The sequence below is a fragment of the Alistipes onderdonkii genome (assembly GCF_025145285.1).
Taxonomy (GTDB): Bacteria; Bacteroidota; Bacteroidia; order Bacteroidales; family Rikenellaceae; genus Alistipes; species Alistipes onderdonkii.
Genome location: NZ_CP102251.1, coordinates 1,801,342 through 1,826,576, shown reverse-complemented (window position 1 = coordinate 1,826,576; position 25,235 = coordinate 1,801,342). Strand labels below are relative to the sequence as shown.

14 protein-coding genes and 2 pseudogenes are annotated in these 25,235 nt (G+C 58.7%); 13 read left to right on the top strand and 3 right to left on the bottom strand.

Annotation, left to right across the window (positions count from 1 at the left end; all coding sequences use genetic code 11):
• The first annotated feature begins 14 nt into the window (after positions 1-14).
• The 11 genes from lnt to NQ559_RS07545 all read left to right on the top strand — a co-directional run bounded on the left by lnt (position 15) and on the right by NQ559_RS07545 (position 22,248).
• Positions 15-1,601, top strand: a complete 1,587-nt coding sequence (gene lnt / locus NQ559_RS07595) for an apolipoprotein N-acyltransferase (RefSeq protein ID WP_018697038.1) — start codon at positions 15-17, stop codon at positions 1,599-1,601.
• A gap of 15 nt (positions 1,602-1,616) precedes the next feature.
• The gene (locus tag NQ559_RS07590; protein ID WP_018697037.1) at positions 1,617-2,906 is read left to right on the top strand and encodes a bifunctional folylpolyglutamate synthase/dihydrofolate synthase; all 1,290 of its coding nucleotides are present in this window, start codon (positions 1,617-1,619) and stop codon (positions 2,904-2,906) included.
• Between the two features lie 135 nt (positions 2,907-3,041).
• Complete coding sequence (locus NQ559_RS07585) at positions 3,042-3,809, top strand: TlpA family protein disulfide reductase (RefSeq protein WP_018697036.1); 768 nt, start codon at positions 3,042-3,044, stop codon at positions 3,807-3,809.
• A gap of 318 nt (positions 3,810-4,127) precedes the next feature.
• Positions 4,128-8,147, top strand: a complete 4,020-nt coding sequence (locus NQ559_RS07580) for a hybrid sensor histidine kinase/response regulator transcription factor (protein WP_051087701.1) — start codon at positions 4,128-4,130, stop codon at positions 8,145-8,147.
• Between the two features lie 311 nt (positions 8,148-8,458).
• The gene (locus NQ559_RS07575; RefSeq protein WP_018697034.1) at positions 8,459-11,434 is read left to right on the top strand and encodes a SusC/RagA family TonB-linked outer membrane protein; all 2,976 of its coding nucleotides are present in this window, start codon (positions 8,459-8,461) and stop codon (positions 11,432-11,434) included.
• A 19-nt stretch (positions 11,435-11,453) separates the two neighbouring features.
• Positions 11,454-12,851 (top strand): RagB/SusD family nutrient uptake outer membrane protein, encoded by a 1,398-nt coding sequence (locus NQ559_RS07570; RefSeq protein WP_018697033.1) that lies wholly within the window; start codon positions 11,454-11,456, stop codon positions 12,849-12,851.
• Positions 12,852-12,873: 22 nt separating this feature from the next.
• Complete coding sequence (locus tag NQ559_RS07565; protein ID WP_018697032.1) at positions 12,874-14,088, top strand: basic secretory protein-like protein; 1,215 nt, start codon at positions 12,874-12,876, stop codon at positions 14,086-14,088.
• Positions 14,089-14,103: 15 nt separating this feature from the next.
• Positions 14,104-16,350, top strand: coding sequence for a hypothetical protein (locus tag NQ559_RS07560; RefSeq protein ID WP_018697031.1), 2,247 nt, complete (start codon positions 14,104-14,106; stop codon positions 16,348-16,350).
• An 80-nt stretch (positions 16,351-16,430) separates the two neighbouring features.
• Positions 16,431-18,761 carry a GH92 family glycosyl hydrolase gene (locus NQ559_RS07555; protein WP_018697030.1) on the top strand — a complete coding sequence of 777 codons (2,331 nt, stop codon included), beginning with the start codon at positions 16,431-16,433 and terminating at the stop codon, positions 18,759-18,761.
• A gap of 13 nt (positions 18,762-18,774) precedes the next feature.
• Positions 18,775-21,087 carry a GH92 family glycosyl hydrolase gene (locus tag NQ559_RS07550; protein ID WP_018697029.1) on the top strand — a complete coding sequence of 771 codons (2,313 nt, stop codon included), beginning with the start codon at positions 18,775-18,777 and terminating at the stop codon, positions 21,085-21,087.
• Between the two features lie 33 nt (positions 21,088-21,120).
• Positions 21,121-22,248: a basic secretory protein-like protein gene (locus tag NQ559_RS07545; RefSeq protein WP_018697028.1), complete on the top strand. Its 1,128-nt coding sequence runs from the start codon at positions 21,121-21,123 to the stop codon at positions 22,246-22,248.
• 257 nt (positions 22,249-22,505) lie between these two features.
• Here NQ559_RS07545 and NQ559_RS07540 read toward each other — a convergent pair.
• From NQ559_RS07540 to NQ559_RS07530, 3 genes and pseudogenes are all read right to left on the bottom strand, one after another.
• Positions 22,506-22,922, bottom strand: a pseudogene (locus NQ559_RS07540) (plasmid mobilization protein).
• Between the two features lie 140 nt (positions 22,923-23,062).
• A pseudogene (locus tag NQ559_RS07535) lies at positions 23,063-23,186 on the bottom strand (site-specific integrase); the annotation flags it as partial.
• Between the two features lie 175 nt (positions 23,187-23,361).
• Complete coding sequence (locus NQ559_RS07530) at positions 23,362-23,667, bottom strand: DUF3467 domain-containing protein (protein ID WP_018697026.1); 306 nt, start codon at positions 23,665-23,667, stop codon at positions 23,362-23,364.
• 192 nt (positions 23,668-23,859) lie between these two features.
• On the opposite strand from NQ559_RS07530, the gene NQ559_RS07525 reads away from it, so the two are divergent.
• Entirely contained in the window at positions 23,860-24,534 is a 675-nt protein-coding gene (locus NQ559_RS07525) for a LysE family translocator (RefSeq protein WP_026318600.1), read from the top strand.
• On the top strand, positions 24,524-25,222 hold the full coding sequence (gene cmk / locus NQ559_RS07520) for a (d)CMP kinase (RefSeq protein ID WP_018697024.1): 699 nt from the start codon (positions 24,524-24,526) through the stop codon (positions 25,220-25,222). Before NQ559_RS07525 ends, cmk begins: the two co-directional genes overlap by 11 nt.
• Positions 25,223-25,235 lie beyond the last annotated feature (13 nt).

Sequence of the window (25,235 nt, the reverse complement as noted above, 5' to 3'; positions counted from 1 at the left end):
AAAAATCACACACCATGTTTCGTAGATTAGCGGCGGTAATCCTCTCGGTCGTCCTGCTCTCCCCGGGCTGGCTCGGCATGACAGGGCTCACGCTGCCCTTCGCCATGATCCCGCTGCTGTGGATCAGCGCATCGTACGACCAGACGCGCCGCTCGTGGTGGCGCATGTTCGGCTGGGCGGCGCTGACCTTCGCGCTGTGGAACATCTCGACCGTCTGGTGGATATGGAACGCCACCCCGGTGGGGCCCGTGGCCGCGACGCTCGCCTCAACGACGCTCAACATGATCGCCTTCATGTTGTTCCACACCGTCGCGAAGAAAGGGCCGAAGGCGCTGGCATACACCTTGCTCATTGCCGGGTGGATCGCAACGGAATACTGGTATACGGTCGGCGAATTCTCGTGGCCGTGGCTGATCCTGGGCAACGGATTCTCGCACGACATATGGCTCGTGCAATGGTACGAATACACGGGTGTCTTCGGCGGTTCGCTGTGGGTGCTGCTCTGTAACATACTCTTCTTCGAAGCGCTGCGGGCACGCCGCAGCATCGGACGGTGGATCCCGGCCGCGGGCGTCCTGCTCCTTCCGGCCGCCGTGTCGCTGGGCATCTGGTGGAGCTGGGAGCAGCCCGACGAGGGGACGGCCGAGGTGAGCGTCGTCCAACCCAACGTCGACTGCTACGACAAATTCAACGGCCGCGCCGACTGGCAGCAAGACAACATCACCGACCTTTTGGCACAGGTGCCCGCCGGGGCGCAATTCATCCTGCTGCCCGAGACTGCCGTCCCGGGGCATTACTGGGAACCGGGTCTTTCGGAATTCCGCCCGGCCGACGAACCGGGCATGTTCTGGCAAGAGCTGGCCGACAGCCTGCGCCGGTCGCACCCCGGGGCCCTGCTCGTCACGGGCGCCAACACCCTGCGTTATTATGCCGCCGGGGTACAACCCCGCACGGCACGCCGGGACGGGTTGGGCGAAGGTTACTACGACGTATTCAACACGGCGGTAGGGCTCGACTCCGCAGGCCGCATGCAACTGCACCACAAAGGCAAACTGGTGATCGGCGTGGAAAACACCCCGACGATCGTTTTCGACATCCTGCAATTCCTGGTAATCGACCTGGGCGGCGTCGTGGGACAGATCGGCATGGGGCAGCACGGCACGGCCTTCGAACACCGGGGCGTGAAAACCGGCCCGGCAATCTGCTACGAAGGACTTTACGGCGATTTCTTCGGCGATTTCGTGCGCCGCGGGGCACAGTTCATGGCCATCATCTCCAACGACGGCTGGTGGGGCGACACGCCCGGCTACAAACACCTCTTCACGATCTCGCGCCTGCGCGCCATCGAACACCGCCGTGCCATCGCCCGGTCGGCCAACACCGGCATGTCGGGCTTCATATCGGCCCGCGGCGACATAGGCCAGACGCTCGGCTGGGAAAAACGGGGCGTGCTCACAGCGGCCGTACCCCTCAACTCCCAACTTACCTTCTACACCCGATACGGCGACTACCTGGGACGCATCTCCGAATACCTGATGCTGCTCTGTGTGCTCTACTACATCGCCTACCGGGCCAAGAAAAAGAACCACCTCGTAAAATAAAACCCGAAACCCGATATGAATTACACCCAAACCCTCGAATTCCTCTTCCAGTCGCTGCCGGCCTTCGAAACCAAAGGCGCAACGGCCTACAAGCCGGGATTGGAGCGCATCACCGCATTCTGCCGCCACATCGGCAACCCCCAGCGCAATTTCTTCACGATCCACGTGGCGGGCACGAACGGCAAAGGTTCCGTATCGCATATCATCGCCTCGGTATTGCAGCAGGCCGGCTACCGCACGGGGCTTTTCACCTCGCCCCACCTGCAGGATTTCCGCGAACGCATCCGCGTCGACGGCGAGATGATTCCCAAACAGAAGGTCGTGAACTTCGTGGACAAACACCACGACAAGATGGTCGAGCTGGAACTGTCGTTCTTCGAAATGACCGCGGCACTGGCTTTCGACTACTTCGCACAGAGCGACGTCGAGGTCGCGGTGATCGAAACGGGACTCGGAGGGCGACTGGACGCCACGAATATCATCGTACCGGTCGTAAGCGTCATCACCAACATCGGGCTGGAGCATACGGCGCTGCTGGGCGACACGCTCCAGAAGATCGCAGCCGAAAAAGCCGGGATCATCAAGAAGAGCATCCCGGTCGTGATCGGCGAGGGCGACCTGCGCTACAACGACGTGTTCGAGCAGGTCGCTGCGGCCAACAAATCGAAAGTCATCTATGCCGAAAAGGTATTCTCGTGCCAAGAGTGCGGTTGCAGGGAAGGGCGGCAGCACTTCTGCATGCACCGCGTGCGCGACGACCGCAATTTCGAGGTAGACCTCGACCTTACGGGCAATTACCAACGCCATAATATCCTGACAGCCGCGGCGACGGTCGATTTCCTGCACGAGGAAACCCCGCTGACGATCTCCCGCCGTGCCTTCCTCGAAGGGACGCGCGATGCGGCGGCCATCACCTCGCTGGCGGGACGCTGGCAGAAGCTGGGTGAAAATCCGCTCGTCGTCTGCGACACGGGGCACAATCCCCACGGCATCGCCTACGTGGCCGAACAGCTCAAAGCGACGCCCCACAAGGAGCTTTACTGCGTGATCGGGTTCGTCCGCGACAAAGATCTGGCACACATCCTGCCCCTGCTGCCGCGCGACGCGCACTACATCTTCACGCAGGCACAGACCGAAAGGGCATTGCCCGCCGCCGAACTGACAGCCAAGGCTGCGATCTACGGGCTCAGGGGGGAAACCATCCCCGAAGTGCCGGCCGCCGTGGCACATGCCCGGGAACTTGCCGCTGCGGACGATATGGTCTTCATCGGCGGCAGCACCTATGTCGTCGCCGAAGCACTCTGATACATACGATATTCAGAACCCGTATAAAGTCCGTCCGAGTGTCTCGGACGGACTTTCTTTTGTCATCCTGAATAAAACTATAAAAAATAGTTTTATGTGAAGATTTTTTAGTTATATTTGCAGAAAACCAATCGCATGAAACGAATCCTTCCGCTCCTGGCGGCCGTGATCGCATTGACAACCGTACTCCCCGGCAAGGCGCAAACCGGCAAATATTACATCGACGGACGGGAAACAACCCGTGAAGAGCTGTTGAAACTTCCCGCGGGCGCAATCGAATCCATGGCGAATTCGGTGGAAAACGGATTGCCCGTAGTGCGTATAAAATTAAAACCCGAAGGCGGGGAACAGGCTCCGGCCACCGGGCAACAGGAAAAAAACGCTGCGACCCCGCATGAAAAAGCGATGCAGCTGGTACGTGGAATCTATGAGCAGCACACCCTGCTCAAGGAGGGCGACCTGGCGGCCGATTTCCGGGCTGCGAAATATGCCGGAGGGGATCTCACGCTTACAGCTCTGCGTGGCAAAGTCGTGCTGCTGAACTTCTGGGCTACCTGGTGCGGCCCCTGCCTGCGGGAACTGGCGCCGGAAGCCCTGCCGAAAATCATTCTCGAACGGTTTGCCGCAGACAGCGAATTCGTATTCCTGCCGGTCGCCTATACCGATTCGAAAGAGAGTCTCGACAAGTTTTTCGCAGGCGACGAACAGCATAATTACGCTTATCTGCGCGACCTGACGGCAATGGATCCGGACAAACGGGTATTCGGCCTTTATGCGGAGCAGGGCGTCCCGCGCTCCTTCGTAATCGACCGCAACGGCCGCATCGTCCTCGGGTCGCTGGGTGCGGCACAGGAGGAGCTGGAACGCATGGCCGCGGCTATCGAAAAAGAACTTTCCAGATAACGGATAAAAACAGCCCGGCCGTAAAGGCATGGGATTATAATGATGTAATGACTTGATTATTCAGGTCATTACATCTTTGTATAGGGATAATAGATAACGAGAAGGCAACGATTTATTTTCAGCTTATTCCGATCAAAGTAAATTAAAATTCATAGATTATATCTGAAGTTCAAGAAGGAATAAAACTGAAAGATTATCACCACAATGAATCTCAAAACACGACAATGGTCAAACCTTGTATTATTTTACTTTTTTGTTCATTTTAATTTTTAATATAGTCCGTTTCCTGTTTTCCTTAAAACTTATTATCTTTAATGCATGCTTTTCCGATTCCCGCATTCGTCATGGTTGCCGGCCTGCCGCCGGTTGTTACTGTTGCTACCCGCTTTGGTGCTGGCGGCGGGCCTTTCGGCGCGGTCGCTGGTCAAGGCGGACGTGCAGCTGGCGAACAACGCCGTTTTGGCGATGTATCAGGACGAGGATGCCAATATGTGGATCGGAACCTACGACGGACTGCACCTCTACAACGGCAAGAACACCTTTGTTTTCCGCATGGAGCTGGACAACGAATTTTCGCTGTGCAGCAATATCGTGCTGGAGATAGCCCCGGCCGAAAAGGGCTACCTATGGGTAGCCACTTCGCTGGGGATCAATAAATTTTCCCTGCGCGAGCGACGCGTCGTCGAAAGCTATATGCAGTACGTCGACGTGGAGAATATCGCTTCGGACAGCGAGGGAAACACCGTGCTTTTCTCGGGTGAGGATTTTATCACCTGCTACCGCCCAGGGCGCGCCTTTTTCGAGGACGTGTATATTCCGGGCGTCCGCGCTGCGGAGATTGTCGCCGTCTGGTCGGAGGCACCCCGGGTGTTCTGCACCTTGGGGCGGGACGGAGAGTTGGTGCGTTACCGGCTCAACGACGGCGAAGGGAAAAGTCTCGTGCGGGTATCCGGGCGCCAGCTCTCCGCGCGTCCGGTGCGCAAGGCGTTCTTCAATGGCGGCAGGCTCCATTTCGTCGACACCTCGGGCGGGCTGTGGCGGTATACGTACAAGGACGAATCGCTGGTGCTGCTATCCGACCTTTCGCAGCTGGGCGAAACGGGCTTTACCGTGTCGACGGTCTGTTCGTTCGGGGACGAGGTTTATGTGGGCTTCCTGGCCGGGGCCCTGGGCCGTGTTCCCGAGAAAGGAGGCCGCTGCGAGCTGATCGCCTCGGACTACCGCGTTTTCTGCCTGTGGGCCGACTGCAACCAGGATATCCTCTGGGTCGGAACCGACGGCTACGGGGTTCATATGTACTGCGACAAGGAGGAGCTGTTCACGACGCTGCTCATGGAGGACATGCCGCAAAAGGTGCTCAAACCCGTGCGGGCCATCCATACCGACGACAGGGGAAACCTGTGGATAGGCACCAAGGGCGACGGCGTAATCCGCATCCGCGATTATGAAAGCTATGCCGGCGGGAATATTCCCGTCGACCACCTGACCCGTTTCGACCGCGGCAAGGGACTTACGAGCAACGAAGTTTTCAGTTTTTGCAGCAGCCCGGCCCGGAATGTCATATGGCTTGGAACCTCGGGCCCGGGCCTTACCTATTATGCATACAGGGACGACCGGATGCGGACGTTACCCCTGCAGCCGGGAATGCCGGAGATACGCGGCGTCCACCAGATGTGCGAGGTGAACGACTCGACGCTCTACCTCGCCTGCGATACGGATGCGCTGGTCGAACTGACAATCGGAAAGGGCGACAGGCCCGTCGTGACGGCGATGCGCCGTTACCGGTTCCGGCTGGAGCGCCGCGACTGCAATGAGTTTTATGCCCTGATACGCGAAAGCGACTCGACGCTGCTGCTGGGCATGCGCGGCGGTTACGGGCTGATACGCTTCGACATGCGGACGAAGAAGTACGTATTTGTTGATATGCACCGCCTGCAAAGCCGGGCCCTGGGCGATTTGCTCTGCCTGTGCAAGAGCCGCGAGTCGGGACTCTACTGCGGCGCCAGTTCGGGGCTGATACTGCTTACGCCCGAGGGTGACATCCGGCAGTTCAACCGCCGCAACGGCATCGTCAACGACATGATACACGGCGTGCTGGAGGATGCGCACGGCTGCATCTGGTTGAGCACGAACAAGGGCCTCGCGCAGTACAGCCCCGGCCATGACTTTTTCCACAACTACTCCTCTTCCGATTTGCGCGTCATCGAGTTCTGCGACGACGCTTACTGGAAATGTCCCTATACCGACCGGCTTTTTTTCGGCGGCGTGAACGGCGTGGTGTGGATAGACCCCGCGGCCGAGCCTCCCTCTAACTACAAACCCCGGCTGCGCTTCATGGATCTCAAACTGCCGGACGGAACACTCGTGCCGCTGTCGGATTATACGGGCGACGGACACGACCCCCTCCCGGTGCGTATTGCGCCCCGTACGACCGGCTTCGCCGTCTCTTTCGTGGCTGTCGACTACCTGAATGGCGATAACTACGAGTATTCCTACATGCTGGAGGGCTATTCCGACGAGTGGGTGGAATTACAGAAAAACAACCGCGTCGCCTTTATGAATATTCCCGCGGGCAGTTACCTGCTGCACGTGCGCTATAAGAGCAACGTCATGGATCGTGCCACGCAGGTCTACACGCTGCCCCTGACGGTGCTGCCGCCGTGGTACCGCACGACGGTAGCCCTCGTGTGCTATATCCTGCTCGCGGTAGGGCTCGTATGGCTGTTTGCCGCCTTGCTGCGCAGGCATTACCGCAGGCAGCAGCAGCGTGTCGTAGCCCGGCTGGAGGAGGAACAGCGCGAGAAGCTCTATGAGGCGCGGCTCAATTTCTTCGTCAACATTTCGCATGAACTCTGTACGCCGCTGACGCTTATCAACGGCATGAACGAGCGTATCGCACAACTGAGCGCGGAGAATCCGCAGCTGCACAAGTATACGGATGTGATGCACGAGAATGTCAAAGGCCTGAACGACCTGATTCAGGAGATACTGGATTTCCGGAAAATCGAGGAGGAGGGATTCGGCCGCGTCCATATCCATAGCGTCGATATCGCCGCGATGCTCTGCGTGCAGGTACGCTCGTTCGCCGACGCTGCGGAGCGCAACGGCATCGAACTGTTGTTGGAGGTACCGCCGGAGCTGACGTGGAACACCGATGCCGCATTCCTGAAGAAAGTGGTCTTCAACCTCATGTCCAATGCGATGAAATACACGCCTCAGCGGGGATGTATCCGCATTTCGGCGACGGCAGCTGGGAACGGGCTGGAGCTGAAAGTCCGGAACACGGGGCGGGGAATAGCCCCCGAGCAGTTGATACATGTCTTCGACCGTTACCGTATCCTGGACAGTATGGATCGCAATATGTACACCGACTCCACGTCGCGCAACGGGCTGGGGCTCTTCATCTGCCGCGGGCTGGTGCAGGCGCTCGGCGGGGAGATTTCGGTGGATAGCGAGGTCGGCCGGTATGCCGAATTCACGGTGCGCTTGCCATACCGGGAGGTGGCGGACGGGGATGTCGGTGCGGAGGCGGTGCAGAAGCCGGCCGGTGTCGCTCCGACCCTGCCGCGCGGAGGTGAAAAACCCCTCGTGCTGGTCGTGGACGACAACAAGGACATCGTATGGCTGATCGAATCGGCGCTTTCCGGGCAGTTCCGCGTCAGCACGTGCCACGATGTGGCCGAGGCGCTCGCACGCCTGGGCGAGATGACGCCCGACCTGATTATCACCGACATCGTCATGGCGGGCGCGAGCGGACTGGAGTTGGTGAATGCCGTGCGCAGCGATAAATTCCTGCGCGGTATCCCGGTCGTCGTCGTTTCGGCGAAGATTACCGAGAGCGAGCAGGTCGAAGGGCTGGTGTCGGGAGCTGACGCCTACCTGACCAAACCGTTCTCCGTGCCCGTGCTCTGCGCCACGGTCGAACGGCTGATAGCCAGCCGCCGGATGCTGAAGGATTATTACAATACGCCCGAGAGCGTCTATACGGTCGTCGAGGGACAGAAGATGCATCAGACCGACAAACTTTTCATGGACACCGTCGTGGACACCATACAGGAGCATATCGAGAGCGAGAACCTGCGCATGGAACTGATTGCTGAACGCCTCGGACTGACGGCCCGCAATTTCTACCGGAAGTTCAAGAAGATTTCGGGACGCACGCCGAGCGAATTCATCAAGGAGTACCGTTTCGAGTATGCGGCCCGCCTGCTGACGACCACCCACCTCACCATTCAGGAGATCATGTACCGCGTGGGGATTTCGAACAAGTCCTATTTCTACCGCGAATTCCAGAAGAAATACGGGCTCAAACCCAAGGAATACCGTACGAAGCAGTAGTTTGCACCGGGAGCGGAAAAGTATCCTGATTCGCATAAAAGAGGTGGTAATTTACCTTGTGCGAATCAGGATACTTTTTTTGTCCGCGATGCATCCCTTTCCCCGGGGCTGTTTGCTAAATTTGTATAAACCTCAAACCGAACCAACTGACTTCCCATGACTTTGAAATAGTCTATTCTCTCAAAACTGCGGGCAGCGTTTCAGGGCCCGAAATTACCGCTCCCGCATGATTTACGAAACTATTGTTCTACGGAAACCATTTTATCAACCTAAACCAAAAATTAATGAAATTACACTTTTACTCTGTTTGTATGGTTCTGCTCTCCCTGTTGCCGGGATTGACCGTGTCGGCGCAGGAGCAGAAGACGACCGCCGCGCGTACGGTGATTGTCGTTGACCAGGCGGGGCCGGTAATCGGTGCGAGTGTCGTGATCAAGGGAACCGTATCGGGCGCCTCGACCGATGTCAATGGCGTTACAACTATCGCTTGTCCGGACGACGCCGTTCTCTCCGTATCGTATGTAGGTTACAGTACGCAGGAGGTAGCCGTCGCTTCGCGCACGGCGATCGAAGTCAGACTCGAAGAGGACGCCCAGCGGCTCGATGAGGTCGTGGTCGTAGGTTACAACACCGTACGCCGCGCCCAAACCACGGGAGCTCTTTCGCAAGTGAAGGGCGAGAAGCTCGAATTTCAGTCGTCGCCGACGCTCGAAAACCGATTGCAAGGCCAGACGCCCGGTGTGATGATCTCCAGCGGTTCGGGACAACCGGGCAGCAACGATCTATCGATCCGCATCCGCGGTACAGGATCGATCAACGGTAGCAACACTCCTCTTTATATTATGGACGGCGTGATGGTGCAATCGGCCGATTTCGCGGCGCTCAACTCCAACGACATCGCCGACATCCAGGTGCTGAAAGACGCTTCGGCCACGGCGATTTACGGTTCGCGCGGCGCCAACGGCGTGATTGTCATCACGACCAAAAGCGGACGCAGCGGACGCACGAACATCAACTACCGCAACCAGTTCGGTTTCTCGTTCCTGGTGGATTACATCGATATGATGAACAGCGAGCAGAACCTCCAGTACCAGCTGCAGTGCGTGATGTCGGAACCCAACAGCAACTTCTATCCGATGATGCAGTACCTCAAGCGCGAAATGGACGGCACGGCCTCGGAGGCCGACCTCGCGCGTCTGGCCAAGGCCCGCGCCACCGACACGGACTGGATGGACCTGATGACCCAGACGGGTTTCCTGCAGGAGCATAGCGTTTCGGTTTCGGGCGGCAGCGACAAGACCCGGTTCTTCATCTCGGGCTCTTACCTGACGCAGCAGGGGATTCTCAAGAAGTCGAGCCTCGACCGTTATTCGACACGTTTCAATATCGACCACAAGGCGACCAAGTGGCTCGACCTGGGACTGAAGGCCACGGTCGGTTACAGCAAGACCAACTTCGCAGACCCCGAAGCCGGTGCCGGACGCCAGAACTGGGGCAACCCGTGGTTTACTACGCTGCTGGCCTATCCCTACGAGTCGCCCGACGACTGGTACAACGTCGACAACCCGACGCTCATCACCAAATATTACGACCGCGAAACGGGCCGCCTGAAAACCGTCGCTTCGGTGTATGCGAAAGCTTCCATCACAGACTGGCTCTCCGTAAAGACCAATTTCGGACTGGATTTCATGTACAACCGCAACGTGTCGACGCTGCACCGCGACCATCCCAATGCGCAGCAGAACCACGGTTACTACGGCCAGACCTCATCGGAGCTATTCCGCTACACGTGGACCAATACCATCAACGTCAACAAGGATTTCGCCAACGGACATTCGCTCAACGCCGTAGCCGGTATGGAGATGTTCCAGGGCAAATGGTACACGTCGAACTTCACGGGCTACGACCTGAATTCCGACATGATGCAGTCGCCGGCCGGTATCGGCGACAAGTCGGGTTCGTCGCTTTTCCCGCCCTCGATCGGCGGCGGCCGCACGATGAGCAACCTCATGTCGTTCTTCGCGCAGGCCAGCTATTCGATCGCCAACAAGTACAACTTTTCGGCCTCGCTTCGCCACGACACCTCGTCGAAATTCTACGAGGACAACGCCAGCGCCACGTTCTGGTCGGTCGGCGCCAGCTGGCTCATCTCGTCGGAGTCGTGGTTCGACAACGCGAAGTGGCTCAACCAGCTGAAATTGCGCGCCAGCTACGGTACGACGGGTAACCAGGACGGCGTGAGCGACTTCGGAACGTTCGACGGCTACTACAACTCGTCCTACAACGGCGAATCGGGTTACAGCCACGGCCAGCTCGGCAACAGCGAACTGCGCTGGGAAACCTCGGCCCAGACCAATGTCGGACTGGACGTGTCGGTGCTGGATTCGCGCGTGAACGTCACCTTCGACTTCTATAATATCAAGACCAAAGACCTCTACATGTCGAAGAACATCTCGATGACCAGCGGTTTCAGCTCGATTTTGGCCAATGCGGGCTCCATCGTCAACCGCGGTGTCGAGCTCGGCGTCAACACCACGCCCGTCAAGACGCAGAACTTCCAGTGGGATCTCGGGTTCAACTACACCTACAACAAGAGCGAGATTACCGATCTGGGTACCTGGTCGAACAAGGAGGGGCGCTACAAAAACGGCAACACGCTCTATGAACTGGGCCGCCCGCTCGGTACGTGGATCATGCCTTACTACGCAGGCGTCAGCCCCGCTAACGGCATGCCCGTCTTCTACGACAACTACGGACAGCTCACGACCGACATCAACCAGGCGTATATGGCCGACCATCTGGGAACGTATGAAGTGCCTGTCTTCGGCGGCATCACGACCCGGCTGCGCTACAAGGGCGTGCAGCTCGACGCACAGTTCACCTATGCCTACCACTATACGGTGATGAACTGCCAGCGCTGGTATATGGACAACCACAAGTTCAACGGCAACAAGCCCGTGCGCATGCTCCGCATGTGGATGAAAGAGGGCGATGTGACCGACGTGCCGGCTTTCCGCGACGGCATTCAGCCCTCGCCGATGGCCTCGCAGTTCCTCGAGGATGCCTCCTACCTGCGCCTGAAGACCCTGCGCCTGTCGTGGACGCTGCCCGACCGCTGGATGCGGAAGACCCGCTTCATCCGCAACCTGACGCTCTATGCACAGGGCGAGAACCTCGTGACATGGACGGGATATACGGGTGCCGACCCCGAGGTCAACGGGGCACAGGACGTCATGTCCTATCCGAAGCCCCGTACCATCACGTTCGGTGTGGATATGAATTTCTAATCCTAAAATGAACCAGACAATGAAAAAAATACAATCGATATGCATCGTGGCGCTGCTGGCGGCTTTTGCGCTCACGTCATGTAACTATACCGACCTCGATCCCACGGACATGGTCGGCCCCGACAAGGCGTTCGGCAACGTGCAGAACGTCCATAAGGCCGTGGTCGGCATCTACGGCAAGGCCAGCCTGCGCTCGAAACTTGCCGTTACGGAATATATCGCCGACGACTGCGTGCAGGGCGGCGATTCGGGTGGCGCAGGAACCGACCTTGCCGGCTGGGTCTACACCGCCACGTCGGGCGACGTCAGCGGCTTGTGGGCGCATTACTACGGTATCATCAATCAGGCCAACCGCGTGCTTAACTACGGCCCGAAAGTGAAGCCGCTCAACGCCGAAGAGGAAACCTCACTGCAGGTGTCGCTCGGCACGGCTTACTTCTTCCGCGCCTATGCGCATTTCGAGCTGCTCTGCTTCTTCTCCGATTTTTCGAACGACGACGCGCTGGGCATCCCGTACGTCAGCCATTACCACGTGGTGGGCAATCCCCCGCGCGACAAAGTCGGCGCATGCTACGAGCAGATTATGACCGACCTCACCCGCGCGTACGACATGCTGACGGTAGCGGCTCCCGACCTGGCGGCCGACAACAAGGCAACCAACTCGACGGCATACATTTCGCAGGCCGCGGTCGATGCGCTCCGTGCGCGGGTTTCGCTCTACCACAAAAAGTACACCCACGCCTACATCTATGCCAGCAACGCCCTGCGTGCCGTAGGCATCGCCAAGCTTGGCGAGGTGCAGAACCTCTGGCTGGACAAGTCGAACGCCGGTACGATTTTCAAGCTGTCGCGTCCCGCAGGCTCGTCGACGATCGGGACGCTCTTCGTGGGCCGCGACTATTCGAGCGTTTTCCGCCCGAGCAACGAACTGCGCGCCCAGTTTTCCGAAAAAGACGTCCGCGGGCCGGTTTTCTTCGAATACGGCCGTGACCGCGCTGGGGCGCCCGTGTGGATGGTCACCAAGTGGTTCGGCGACGCGTCGGATATCGGCCGTCTCGATGAGAAAATGTTCCGTGCCGAGGAGATGCAGCTCATTGCCATCGAGGCGCTGATGATGCGTGAGAACCCCGACCTGGCTGAGGCCAACCGCCTGCTCAACGAACTGCGCGCCGAACGTATCGAGGGCTACACGGCGCAGACCTATCCGGGGCTGCTGGCCGAGATTATCAAGGAGCGCCGCTGCGAGCTGGTATGGGAGGGGCACCGCCTGTTCGACGCGCGCCGCCTGAAAGTGACCATGACGCGCGAGGGCAAGACGATTTCCGCCGACGACTACCGCCTGACGCTGCCGATTCCGCAGGCCGAAATCGACGCCAACTCGGGCATCTCGGAGAGCGACCAGAATTACGGATATTAACGGACTTTAAAACCTGAAAATGATGAAAAAGATAACATATATGCTTTTAGCGGGGGCGCTCCTCTGCTCCTGTGCCGATGAAAAGCCGCATTTCCTGCCGGCCCCGGGCGGCACCGTGGAGATCGGCGGCATCGGCGCCACGCCATCGTCCGACGCGGCGGCGCTCCTTGACGACGACCTTACGACCTACTTCGAGGCCGAAGTCGGCTCGGAGAACAGCGTCGAGGCGGTCGTGGATTGCAGCGCCGGGCGGATCGTGGCCTACACGCTCGTATCGTCGGGCGTGGTGGAGCAGGGCGACAACGGCGTCGAAGCGCTGTACGACCCCGTGTCATGGAAGGTCTACGGGTCGGACGACGGCGCGTCGTGGAACGAGGTGGACAGCCGTTCGGAGGTCGCGTTCATCGCCCGTTTCCAGAAACATATCTATTACCTGGCGGCGCCGGCCGACTATGCCAAATACAAATTCGTGTTCAAGGCCAACGGCGGCGACAAGCTGACTCTTTCGGACATCCTTTTCCACACGGAAGACCCGTATGCCGCATGGAAGAACTTCGAGTCGCCCGAAATCCTGTTCATCGACCTGGCCGAGGACAAGGGCTCCAAACTCTACGACGTGCTGGTTCAGGACAAGATCGCCTACCTGAAGTGGCATGCGCTGGAGATTTGCACCTACCTCTACTTCAACGACCGGGACGAGCGTTTCCCGGTGAACACCATCGAGTATTTCCTCGAACCGATGCCCGGCAAGGTGTCGTACAAAGGAGGCTCGTCGCCCAAAATCAACATCCATTACTCGACCGACTGGATTCAGAAATCGGCCAACGAGTCGCTGCTCAAGTTGAGCCTCGAAACGCGCGGCGTGCTTTTCCACGAGATGGTACACGCTTTCCAGCTCGAACCGCAGGGCATTCCGGCTTACAGTCAGGGCAACATGTCGTGGGCGGCAATCGAAGGTCTGGCCGACGCGGTGCGCACGGTGGCGGGCTACCACGACTATGCCACCCGCAATACCAACGGCAGCCTGATGTCGGGCTACCAGACGACGGGCTTCTTCTGCTACTGGCTGACACAGACGCAGGACAAGGACGCCATCCGCAATATCAACGCGTCGATGCGCACGATCAATCCGTGGAGCTGGGACGCGGCGCTCAAATACGCACTCGGCGAGGATGCCAATGAGCAGACGCTTTGGGCGCTCTACAAGGCCGATAAAACCAATTACCAAAAACGCTAAATCTGAATGACATCCATGGAAAAGATAACGATATTTCTGGCGGCCTTGCTGCTCGTCTTCGCTGCGGGATGCCGTGAGGATGCTTCCCTCGACGGACTCGAGTCCCAGACCAAGGAGGAGGGCACCTCGGCCGGCGAGAATGCCGAGTCGATAGCCGTGAAAGAGGCGCTGACCTACGAAAGCGCGCTGGAATACAATTGGGTGGCAGAATATGCCCCCGCTGCTGGAAAAAGCTATACGATTCTGTTCAACTTCCTGTCCGACAGTTCGGTGGCGACCGATTCGCCCGTTTCGGAAAACGAGAAAAACCTGGCGCTTTTCAGCGTTTCGGCGCTCAAGGAGGGCGGCGTGATTATCAAGTTCGACGGGCCCACGATGCTCAACGACGAAATCGTCGATTCGGAGTTCCGCGAAAGGCAGCTCATCGTCGAGTCGACGACCGAGACGACCATCAACTGCGTAGGCGCCTCGTCGGGCAAGCCAGTCGTGTTGACCAAAGCCACGTCGGAAGACGTACTCAAGCTGGGCGAGAAGTTGGTATGGCTGGCCCTGTCGAAGAAAAACGCCATGCAGGGTGTCCTGCGCGACGGCGAGAACAAGTTCCTGGCCCGCTATGCCGTCGACAAGAAGTCGCGCAGCATGGAGTTCACCTGGATCGACGCTGCGAACAAGGACGCCAAACACGAGTCGGCAGGCTTCGAGCTGGAGGTGACCGACGCGCAGTACGGCATCCAGTGGCCGGCCGTCACGATTAACGGTGTGGGGTACAGTTCGCTCACCTACACGATTGCCGGCGAAAGCCTCGCCTTCAACGTGGCGGACGCGAAAATCACCGCCGTAACCGAGGCGCATCCCGGTTTCGTGGACAAGGCGTCCAAGCAGTATAACCTCGGTGGCAAGCTCGAGTGCGGCACGGCCCACCCGACGCTCTGGTCGGCGCTGGTTTCGGACAAGTTCCGCAGCATCCTCTTCTATCCCTATGCGGACGACATTCCGCTGCGCGTGGAAGTTTATGTGGGCGACGGCACGACGGGCAACTATCTCTTCGTGAACGACTATACGACCGATCCCAAGACCGCACGCTTCGACAGCGACGCCGACTGGATTCGCTTCTACGCCAGCGTGCAGGGCGACTTCCTGAAGATTGCGACCGGTTCCGAGATTGCATCGTACCCTATCAGCCAGGCGGCCGCCGACCTGAAACCGTTCACCGATTTCTATTTCCATGCCGACGGCCTGTACGTAATCGAGGAGAGCGATTCGCGCGGTAAAGGCTTTTACCTGATTTCCAAGACGGGCAACCTCTGGGTGAAGGTGCGCGACGGCCTCTACTCCGAAGGCGGGGGCGAGGAGCCGGGCGGCGAGAACTTCCTGCCGCAGCTCGTGGCGCAGGGCATGAAACCCTACGGTACGTTCTTCGACAACGACAACAAGAATTTCAAACTGCATTACTCCCTCGATGCAGAGGCAGGTACGGCCGACCTGATTTGGATAGAGGATTCCGAGGCGGTCTACACCGACGGCAATTACCGTGAGATGGCGCGCAACAAGGCGCAGTACAAGACCGTGGCCGTCGATGCGACCGAGGCGGGCGTCATCACCTTCCGGGAGCCGCTCACCGTGGGCAGCGTCACCTACAAGGGCCTTACGTGGACGGGCCCCTACACGCCGAACGTGGACGGGCTTTCCTGCACGATCCGCACGCCGCTGCAGAGCGAGGCTCATCCGCTGGAGTATTTCTTCACCTATCCGGTCAACAAGTACGAGGGCGGCACGCCGGTATTCATTCCTTATTCGCGGCTCTGCCTGCCGACGGTTGAGGACGATATTCCGGGCATGACGGGCACAGAACGCTATATCTTCTATCCCTACACGCAGCCGGGAGGCGGCACGCCCGCCGGGCCTTGCGCCATCGAGGTTTTCGCGGTGGGCAAGGGACAGCGCATCGACATCAAGTCGTTCCGCAACGGGTTCGAAAATCATCCCGTATCCATCGCCGTCAGCGCCTACAAAGTCGAAGACGACCGTATGATTTTCACCAAAGGCGACGTGACGGGCGCATTCGTGGATGCCGACGGCAACGAGATGAGCAGCGAGGAGTCGCAGAAACTCGTCAAACCGCTCGAGCGGCTGCTCTTCGGCGAGCGGGGATTCCACGTCTACAAGGCAGAAAGCGTTTCCTACGACGGCAACAAACACTATTTCTATCTGGTGAGCCCCGATCCTTCCTATCCTTACTGGATTAAAATACGCGAGGCTTAATAGCCTGCTGCGGACGGAGGTGTTCCGGCTTTGACCGGGGCATCTCCCGTCCTGCGGCACAACAAACCGAAATGACAGTTATGAAGAATTACCTGATTGCCCTGATTGCGGCCTGCCCGGTCGTTGCGGCCGCCGCGCAGACACGCCCGGCGACGGACTACATCGACCCGATGATAGGCACCCGCAGCATGGGGCACGTTTTCCCCGGGGCCTGCGTGCCGCACGGCATTGTGCAGTTGAGCCCCGACACGGAGATGGTGCCGCACAACATCGACGGCAAGTACCAGCCCGAGGCCTACCGCTACTGCGCCGGATACCAGTACGACGACCCGACGATCGTCGGCTTCTCGCACACACATTTGAGCGGCACGGGGCACTCCGACCTGGGCGACATCCTGCTGATGCCGACCGTGGGGGAGATACGCACCGAGCGCGGCACGGCCGAACACCCCGAAACGGGCTACCGCTCGCGCTTCTCGCACGAGCGCGAACGCGCAGCGGCGGGTTATTACGAGGTGATGCTCGACGACTACGGCATCCGGGCCCAGTTGACCGCCACCGAGCGGGTGGGCTTGCACAAATACACCTATCCTGCGGGCGAAGACCAGCACCTGATTCTCGACCTCGACCACGGCATCTACAACTACGAGGGCAAGACCCGCTGGGCGCAGGTGCGTGTCGAGAACGACACGTTGGTGACGGGCTACCGCATCACCAGCGGATGGGCGCGCACCAACTACACCTATTTTGCCATGAGCTTCTCCAAGCCCGTGCGCGAATACGGCGCGCGCGACCGCCGGCCGCTCGATTACGGCGGAGGCTGGCGGAAGTTCGACACGGAGCGTAACTTTCCCGAAATCGGCGGGTGCGGCATCGTGATGCACTTCGATTTCGGCGACGATTCCGCACCGCTCGAGGTCAAGGTGGCGCTGTCGGCCGTGGGAACGCGCGGGGCGCTGGCCAACCTGTGTGCCGAGGCTGGCGGGCGCACGTTCGACCAGGCGGCAGCCGACGCCGCACGCAAGTGGGAAGAACAGATGTCGGTAATTGAAGCCCAAGGCAGCGACGAGGCGCTGCGTATGCTCTATACGTCGCTCTACCACACGATGATAAACCCGTCGGTCTATATGGATACGGACGGTAAATACCGCGGTGTCGACCACGAGATACACCAGGCCCGGGATTTCAACAATTATACCGTTTTCTCGGTCTGGGACACCTACCGGGCATTGCACCCGCTGTTCAACCTCATCTGCCGCGACCGCAGCCGCGACATCGTGAACTCGATGCTCGCACACTACCGCCAGAGCGTGCACCGCATCCTGCCCGTATGGTCGCACATGGGCAACGAGAATTGGTGCATGATAGGTTACCATTCGGTGTCGGTGGTGGGCGACGCCCTCGACAAAGAAATCGACGTCGACCGAAAGTTGGCGCTTGAGGCGATGATCGGCAGCGCCAACTGCGACTATTACGACGGAACGAGCATTTACAAGCAACTGGGTTACGTCCCTTACGACGTGAAGTCCACCGGTTCGTCGATGACGCTGGAATATGCCTACGACGACTGGGTGATCTACCGGACGGCCCGGCGCATGGGACTCTCCGATGAGGCCGAAACCTACCGCCGCCGGGCGTTGAATTACCGCAACGTCTTCGATCCGGAGACGGGGTTTGCCCGGGCGCGAATGAGCGACGGAAGCTGGAAACCCGACTTCAACCGCTACGATACGCACGGACAGGGGTTTATCGAGGGCAACTCGTGGAACTACTCGATGTACGTGCCGCACGACCCGGCGGGGCTGATTGCCCTGATGGGCGGCGATGGTCAGTTCACGGCGCGTCTGGACAGCCTCTTTACCGAGTACCTGCCCGACAGGTATTTCGCGCAGACCGAGGACGTGACGCGCGAGGGGCTGCTGGGCATGTATGTCCACGGCAACGAGCCGAGCCACCATGTACCCTACCTCTACATGTGGACTTCGCAGCCGTGGAAAACGCAGTACTGGGTGCGTGAGATCATGGATCGCATGTACCGTCCGACGGTCGACGGCCTGTGCGGCAACGACGACTGCGGCCAGATGTCGGCGTGGTACATTTTCACGGCGATGGGATTCTATCCCGTCTGCCCGGGCACCGACCAGTATGTGCTGGGCGCACCCTACCTGCCTTATATGAAAGTGAGGATCGGGGAGGGGTGTTACCTGGAAATTAAGGCGCCGGGCGTCAGCTCGAAGAACCGGTATGTGCATGGGGTGAAACTCAACGGGAAACCCTACACCCGGGCGTATATCACCTATGCCGACCTGAAAGGGGGCGCCGTGCTGGAATTCGACATGCGTTCCACGCCCGACAAGCGCCGCTGCTTTTCGGCCGAAGAACGGCCCTACTCCCTGAGTTGCGAACAGTAAAACGACTGCAAACATGAAATTTACGCTGATAAAGCTTGCTGCCGCATGCGCTGCGTTGCTGTGGGCGTTCGCGGTTACGGCCGACGATGCCCCGCGCATCGGCTATGTCCGTCCGCTGGTCGGCACCGACGGCTTCGGCAACGTCTATCCCGGGGCGCAGGTGCCGTTCGGCGGCATCCAGATCAGCCCCGATACGGACGACGATTATTACGATGCCGCCTCGGGCTACAAATACGCGCACAAGACGCTGATGGGATTCTCGCTCAACCATTTGAGCGGTACGGGTATTCCCGATCTGGGCGACTTCCTCTTCATGCCGGGCGTGGGGGAAATCAAGCTCGAACCCGGTACGCACGACGACCCCGACGCCGGTTACCGATCGCGGTACAGCCACGACGAGGAGTGGTGCTCGCCCGCCTATTACGGCGTGAACCTCACGGACTACGGCGTGAAAGCCGAAATGACGGCGGCGCAGCGCAGCGGCATCCTGCGCTTCACCTATCCCGAGGCTGACGACGCCTTCATACTTGTCGACATGCGGCATACGCTGTGGTGGAAATGTCGGTGGGCCAACCTGCGCAAGGAGGATGACCACACCATCACGGGCTATAAACTCGTGCAGGGCTGGGGCGCCGAGCGCCATGTTTATTTCGTGGCCGAGTTTTCCGAGCCGCTCGACGACTTCGGCATCATGGAGGGCGGCAAACGGGTGTGCTACGACACGAAACGTTTCCGCAGCGATTGCGAGGCGTGGGGCGAAGACCTGAAATTCTGGGTGCGTTTCGCCACGCGGCAGGAGCAGCAGGTGACCGTCCGCGTCGCCATTTCGTCGGTCGACCCGGCGGGCGCCCGGGGCAGCCTGCACGAGATCGACGGCCTTACGTTCGACGAGGTGCGCAGCCGCGGCGAGCAACTGTGGGAGCGGGAGCTTTCGCGGTTCACGGTCGAGGGCCCGCAGCGGGTTAAGGAGACGTTTTACACCTCGGCGTACCGCTGTTTCCTCTCTCCGTTCCTTTTCCAGGATGCGGACGGCCGCTTCCGCGAGCACGACAAGAGTATCGGGCGCGCCGAGGGATTTACCAACTATACGACCTTTTCGTTCTGGGACACCTACCGCGCCTTCCATCCGCTGATGAACCTCGTACGGGCGGACATGAGTGCCGACGTGGCCAACTCGATGCTGGCGCACTACGACAAGAGCGTCGAGCGGATGCTGCCCGTCTGGTCGTTCTACGGCAACGAAACCTGGTGCATGATCGGGTACCATGCCGTATCGGTACTGGCCGACATGATTGTCAAGCAGGTTCCCGGCTTCGACTACGAGCGGGCTTTCGAAGCGATGAAACGCACGGCGACCAATCCTAATTACGACTGCCTGCCCGAATATACGAAACTGGGCTGGGTGCCGTTCGACAAGGAGCGCGAATCGGTTTCCAAGACCCTCGAATACGCCTACGACGACTATTGCATCGCGCAGGCAGCCCGCGCGCTCGGCAAGGAGGAGGACTACGACTATTTCCTGCGCCGCTCGCTCTCGTACCGCAACCTGATTGACCCCGAAACGAAGTTCATGCGGGGCCGAGACAGCCAGGGCCGCTGGCGCACGCCCTTTACGCCCGTCGCCTATCAGGGGCCGGGCTCGGTGCACGGCTGGGGCGATATTACGGAAGGATTCACGCTGCAATATACGTGGTACGTGCCGCACGACGTCGCGGGACATATCGACCGCGTGGGCCGCAGGCTGTACGAAACGCGCCTCGACTCGCTCTTCGTGACCGAACTGCCCGACGATATTCCGGGTGCGCATGACATACAGGGGCGTATCGGCGCCTACTGGCACGGCAACGAGCCCTGCCACAACATCGTCTATCTGTACAACTACCTCGGGCAGCCGTGGAAATGCCAGCAGTGGGTGCGCCGCATATCGGACGCCTTCTACGGCAACGAGCCAGGCTCGTTGAGCGGCAACGACGACTGCGGCCAGATGTCGGCGTGGTACCTGTTCAATACGATGGGCTTCTACCCGACGGCGCCGTCGAGCAATGTCTACAACATCGGCTCGCCGACGGTCGAAGGCGTCGAACTGCGCCTCTCCAACGGGAAGTCCATTCGCGTGACGACCGAGAACTGGAGCCCGGAGAACGTCTACATTCGCCGCATGTACGTCGATGGCCGCGTGTGGGACAAGTCGTACATCACGTACGACGACATCCGTGACGGCGTACACCTGCATTATGTGATGGGTTCGCGGCCCGACAAGCGGCGCGCCGTGTCGGCTGCAGCCGTCCCGCCGTCGCTTCCCGTCGCCACAGGGCCGGACAGATAATATGAACAACCGAAAAACAGGTATCTTTACACTATGAAACACTTTATTTTTGCGCTTACGGCGCTTACGATGCTCTCCTGCTCGCAGGAGGCGCCCCGCAATGTTGCGGAACTTTGCGACGACGACCCCTCGACATCTTATGCGATGCCGGCATCCCGCCCCTGCCGGGTTGTATTCGACGGCTTCGACACTCCGATGCGGAGTTACCGCGTATACTCTTCGGGCGAAGTGCCCGCCGCAGATCCGGCCGGATGGGTGTTGAGCGGCACGCACGACGGCCGCAAATGGGTCGAACTCGACCGCCGGGAGGGATGCGTATTCTGCTCGCGTTTCCAGGAGATTACCGGGCGAATTGCCGAACCCTCGAACTATACGGCCTACAAAATCGAATTCCTGCCGCGCGAAGAGGCCGATACGGTCGCCGTGGGCGACGTGCGTTTCTACGAGCGCGACAGGGAGGAGGCGTGGAGCGGTTTCGTCTATCCCGCGGTGGATTTCGAGGTGCTTGACCCACAGACCGAGGGTGCAGCGATTTACGCCACGCTGGTGCAGGATCCCGGGGCGTATGTCCGCTACCACACCCGCAAGGTTGCCGAAATACTTTTCTACTCAGCTGCCGATACGATGAACACGGTGGGGAAAATTGACTATACGCTGAAGGATTATGCCGGGGTTTCGGCCAAATCGGGCAACCCTGCGGAAACGGCGATCGTGTACAGTACGCAGCACATCGAGAAGTCGGCGCGCGAGTCGCTTTACAAACTCGACTATGAAACGCGCGGCGTGCTTTTCCACGAGCTGGTGCACGCCTACCAGTTCGAGCCGAAAGGGATTGGAAGCTATTCAACCAACAGGGAGTTTTGGGCCTGCATCGAGGGCCTTGCCGACGCCGTGCGCGCCGAGGCCGGGCTGTTCGACACTGCGGCGCTCCGCAAACCGGGCGGGCATTGGCTCGACGGCTATAAGACGACCGGATTTTTCCTGCAGTGGCTGACGACCATGAATCCCGACGCCCTGCGTGAATTCCACGTTACGGTTCGCGATATGGATGTCTGGAGTTTCGACAAGGCCATGCGTGCGATGTTCGGCCCCGAAAAAGGCATCGAGCAGATGTGGGCAGAATACCAACAGTTTTTGCAGAGCCAGGCGCCGCAGGCCTGACACCCGCATGGCAAGATATTCGAAAACGAGGCTCCATGGAGCCTCGTTTTATATAGTGTGATGCCTGATCCTGAGTATTGTGTCTGTTCGAAGCGGATGTTTCTTGTAATTTATTGAGTTTAATATGGACAGTTTCGCGGACATCCTCTTCGGATATGGTACGGAGTACAGTATGAAAATATAATAAAGCACAAAATGAAGATCCTGAGAGAATACATCGCAATTGCCCCTCTATTTCGGAGGCGATGCGCCTGATCTTATATTCGCAACCATTCCGCAGCTTGTTTTGCAAGGTTCAGGATCTCGATACTCAACACTTTCAACTCGCGTGTCCGCTGTCCCAGTGCGGCGATCTGATGTGGTATTGCAATGTTGGAAAAGTGCATATTGATGACCTTTACAATCTGGTTATAGTTATTGCCGATGCGCTGAAACTGGAAATAAAAGTCGTTAAGTCGGGCGACGAACTGCGTCTTCGACGGGTCGCGTCTGATAACGACGGACTCCTCGCTGAAGATTCTTTTAACAATAAAACGACTCCGGTTATGCTCCAATCCGACTTTGCTGAGCAGCTCGCAAAAGCGGATGTTCTACTCTTCATTAAGCCGGAAAGAGTATTTATAACTCGGCGTTCGGGGCTTCTTATCGGTCTTGTCTGTCGGGGTTCGGTTCATATCCATATATGGCTTAAAAAGGATCGTTCCCGAGTCGCCACCCGAACCTCGCAGAGCGAGAACCTTTGTCGGACAAAGGTACAACTCGCTGTTTTCTGGCGAAAACAAAAATTCGCGGCGGAGGATTTCTATCGAAGGTTTCGGAAGTTCTCCAACTTTTCATTGAGACGCTGGGCTTCGAGGCTTTCTTTTGCCGGCAGTTTTATTTGCTTTGGCATCCCAGAGAGTAGAACGAACGGAGAGTTTGCAGCTGAATTGCGCCATCGTACCGTTGATCGTAATACGGCCCCTGACGGGAACCTGCCCGATTTTACAATTTTATTACTCGGAGCACATGCAGAAAATAAAATTAAATACCTGGAAACAAGATATTTACTCTTTTTCGCACTTCCGGTTACCTACAACAGCCCGGCCGTAAAACGGCCGGGCTGTTGCGATTTTAAGCTTCACCCATCTTGGGACCCGCTTCGGGAACCGGCGGAGGAGTGGGTATTTCGATCTTGCCCACATTGCTTTCATAACGCACGATATTCTCCTGCAGCGAACGCAACAGCCGTTTGGCGTGTTCGGGCGTGAGGATAATGCGGCTCTTGACACGGGCTTTCTGCACGCCGGGAAGCACCGCGGCAAAATCGATAATGAATTCCGAGGTGGAGTGGGATATGATCGCCAGATTCGAATAGTGGCCCTGGGCCACCGTATCGTCGAGTTCGAGGTCGATCCCGAATTGTTTCATTTCTGCCATAGGCCCGCTTGTTGTTTCTGCAAATTTACCGACTTTCGACTGCCAATATACAACTCTGCGGCCAAAGTTTTCGATATTTTATCAACATATCGGCCATTTCCGACAATCGGCCGCGCCCTTTTTTCACGCGGCCTTGACGGATGTCCGAGGTTTTTCGTATCTTTGTTGCCTGAAACTCCGCAACCGAAGAAAATGGGATTGGAAATCTTGGACGTTATGTTCCGCGGCATCTGCGTAGGCGTGGCGGCATCGATCACGGTAGGCCCCGTGGCCGTGCTGTGCATCCAGCGCACCCTGTCGAAAAGCCGTCGTTCGGGAATCGTCTCCGGCCTGGGCGTAGCCTGTGCCGACACCTTCATGGCCATGGCGGCGTTGTTTTTTTACTCGATGCTCCAGACCCAAATCGAGCAGTACAACACCCTGCTGCGCGTGATAGGCGGCATCTTCGTGGTAATCGTCGGCGTCTACATCTTCGCCCAGAACCCCGTACCGCAGATACGCCGCAACCGGGCGGGCAAGACGTCGCTGTGGCAGGACTTCGCCTCGATCTTCGGGCTGACGATCGCCAATTTCATCATGGTGATCCCCTACATCCTCGCCTTCTTCGCGGTATTCAAGATTTCGGGCGGCGACATCACGCACGAAGGCGTGGGAGGCTTCTTCCGCGCCATGTTCATCATCGCCGGATTCTTCGGCGGCGCCGCGGCCTGGTGGACGATGCTAGCCTTCGTCATCAACCTTTTCCGCCGTCGCTTCCGCCCGCGCCACATGCTGACGATCAACCATGTCGCCGGCCTTATCATCGGGATACTGGGTATTTACACGATACTTTCAACATTCTTTGATATATTCCCCAATGTCGGATAACAAACACAAGATCATAATCGCCATCGACGGCTTTTCGTCGTGCGGCAAGAGTACGTTCGCCAAAGCCATCGCCCGCGAGCTGGGTTACATCTTCATCGACACCGGTGCCATGTACCGCGCCGTCACGCTCTATGCGCTCGAACACGGTGCGATCCGGTCGGGCATCGTCGACGAGGACGCAGTCGTCAGGCTGCTCGACCAGATCGCCATCACGTTCCGTTTCAACCCCGAACGCGGTGCCAGTGACATCTACGTCAACGGCGACCTGGTCGAAGGCAAGATCCGCACGATCGAGGTGAGCAACTGCGTGAGCCGCGTGAGCGCCATCGCCCCCGTACGCAGGAAACTGGTGGCCATGCAGCAGGAGATGGGACGCCGCCGCGGCGTGGTGATGGACGGCCGTGACATCGGCACGGTGGTCTTTCCCGATGCCGAACTGAAGATTTTCATGACAGCCGACCCGCGGGTTCGCGCCTGCCGCCGCTATGACGAGCTGCGCGCCAAGGGCGACCAGGTGTCGCTCGAGGAGATCGAACGCAACGTGCGCGAACGCGACAAAGCCGATATGGGGCGTGCGATATCGCCGCTCAGGCAGGCCGAAGACGCCATCGTACTCGACAACAGCTGCATGACGGTCGGGGAGCAGATGGCGTGGTTTATGAAGGAATTCGAACAAGTTACCAGATAGGAGCACGGATCGC

What these genes read in the sequence shown, in the direction of transcription:
- NQ559_RS07570 (WP_018697033.1), top strand. Translation starts at nt 11,454, where the DNA reads ATGAAAAAAATACAATCGATATGCATCGTGGCGCTGCTGGCGGCTTTT.
- cmk (WP_018697024.1), top strand. Translation starts at nt 24,524, where the DNA reads ATGTCGGATAACAAACACAAGATCATAATCGCCATCGACGGCTTTTCG.
- NQ559_RS07550 (WP_018697029.1), top strand. Translation starts at nt 18,775, where the DNA reads ATGAAATTTACGCTGATAAAGCTTGCTGCCGCATGCGCTGCGTTGCTG.
- NQ559_RS07580 (WP_051087701.1), top strand. Translation starts at nt 4,128, where the DNA reads ATGCTTTTCCGATTCCCGCATTCGTCATGGTTGCCGGCCTGCCGCCGG.
- NQ559_RS07525 (WP_026318600.1), top strand. Translation starts at nt 23,860, where the DNA reads ATGGGATTGGAAATCTTGGACGTTATGTTCCGCGGCATCTGCGTAGGC.
- NQ559_RS07575 (WP_018697034.1), top strand. Translation starts at nt 8,459, where the DNA reads ATGGTTCTGCTCTCCCTGTTGCCGGGATTGACCGTGTCGGCGCAGGAG.
- NQ559_RS07565 (WP_018697032.1), top strand. Translation starts at nt 12,874, where the DNA reads ATGAAAAAGATAACATATATGCTTTTAGCGGGGGCGCTCCTCTGCTCC.
- NQ559_RS07560 (WP_018697031.1), top strand. Translation starts at nt 14,104, where the DNA reads ATGGAAAAGATAACGATATTTCTGGCGGCCTTGCTGCTCGTCTTCGCT.
- NQ559_RS07555 (WP_018697030.1), top strand. Translation starts at nt 16,431, where the DNA reads ATGAAGAATTACCTGATTGCCCTGATTGCGGCCTGCCCGGTCGTTGCG.
- lnt (WP_018697038.1), top strand. Translation starts at nt 15, where the DNA reads ATGTTTCGTAGATTAGCGGCGGTAATCCTCTCGGTCGTCCTGCTCTCC.
- NQ559_RS07530 (WP_018697026.1), bottom strand. Translation starts at nt 23,667, where the DNA reads ATGGCAGAAATGAAACAATTCGGGATCGACCTCGAACTCGACGATACG.
- NQ559_RS07590 (WP_018697037.1), top strand. Translation starts at nt 1,617, where the DNA reads ATGAATTACACCCAAACCCTCGAATTCCTCTTCCAGTCGCTGCCGGCC.
- NQ559_RS07545 (WP_018697028.1), top strand. Translation starts at nt 21,121, where the DNA reads ATGAAACACTTTATTTTTGCGCTTACGGCGCTTACGATGCTCTCCTGC.
- NQ559_RS07585 (WP_018697036.1), top strand. Translation starts at nt 3,042, where the DNA reads ATGAAACGAATCCTTCCGCTCCTGGCGGCCGTGATCGCATTGACAACC.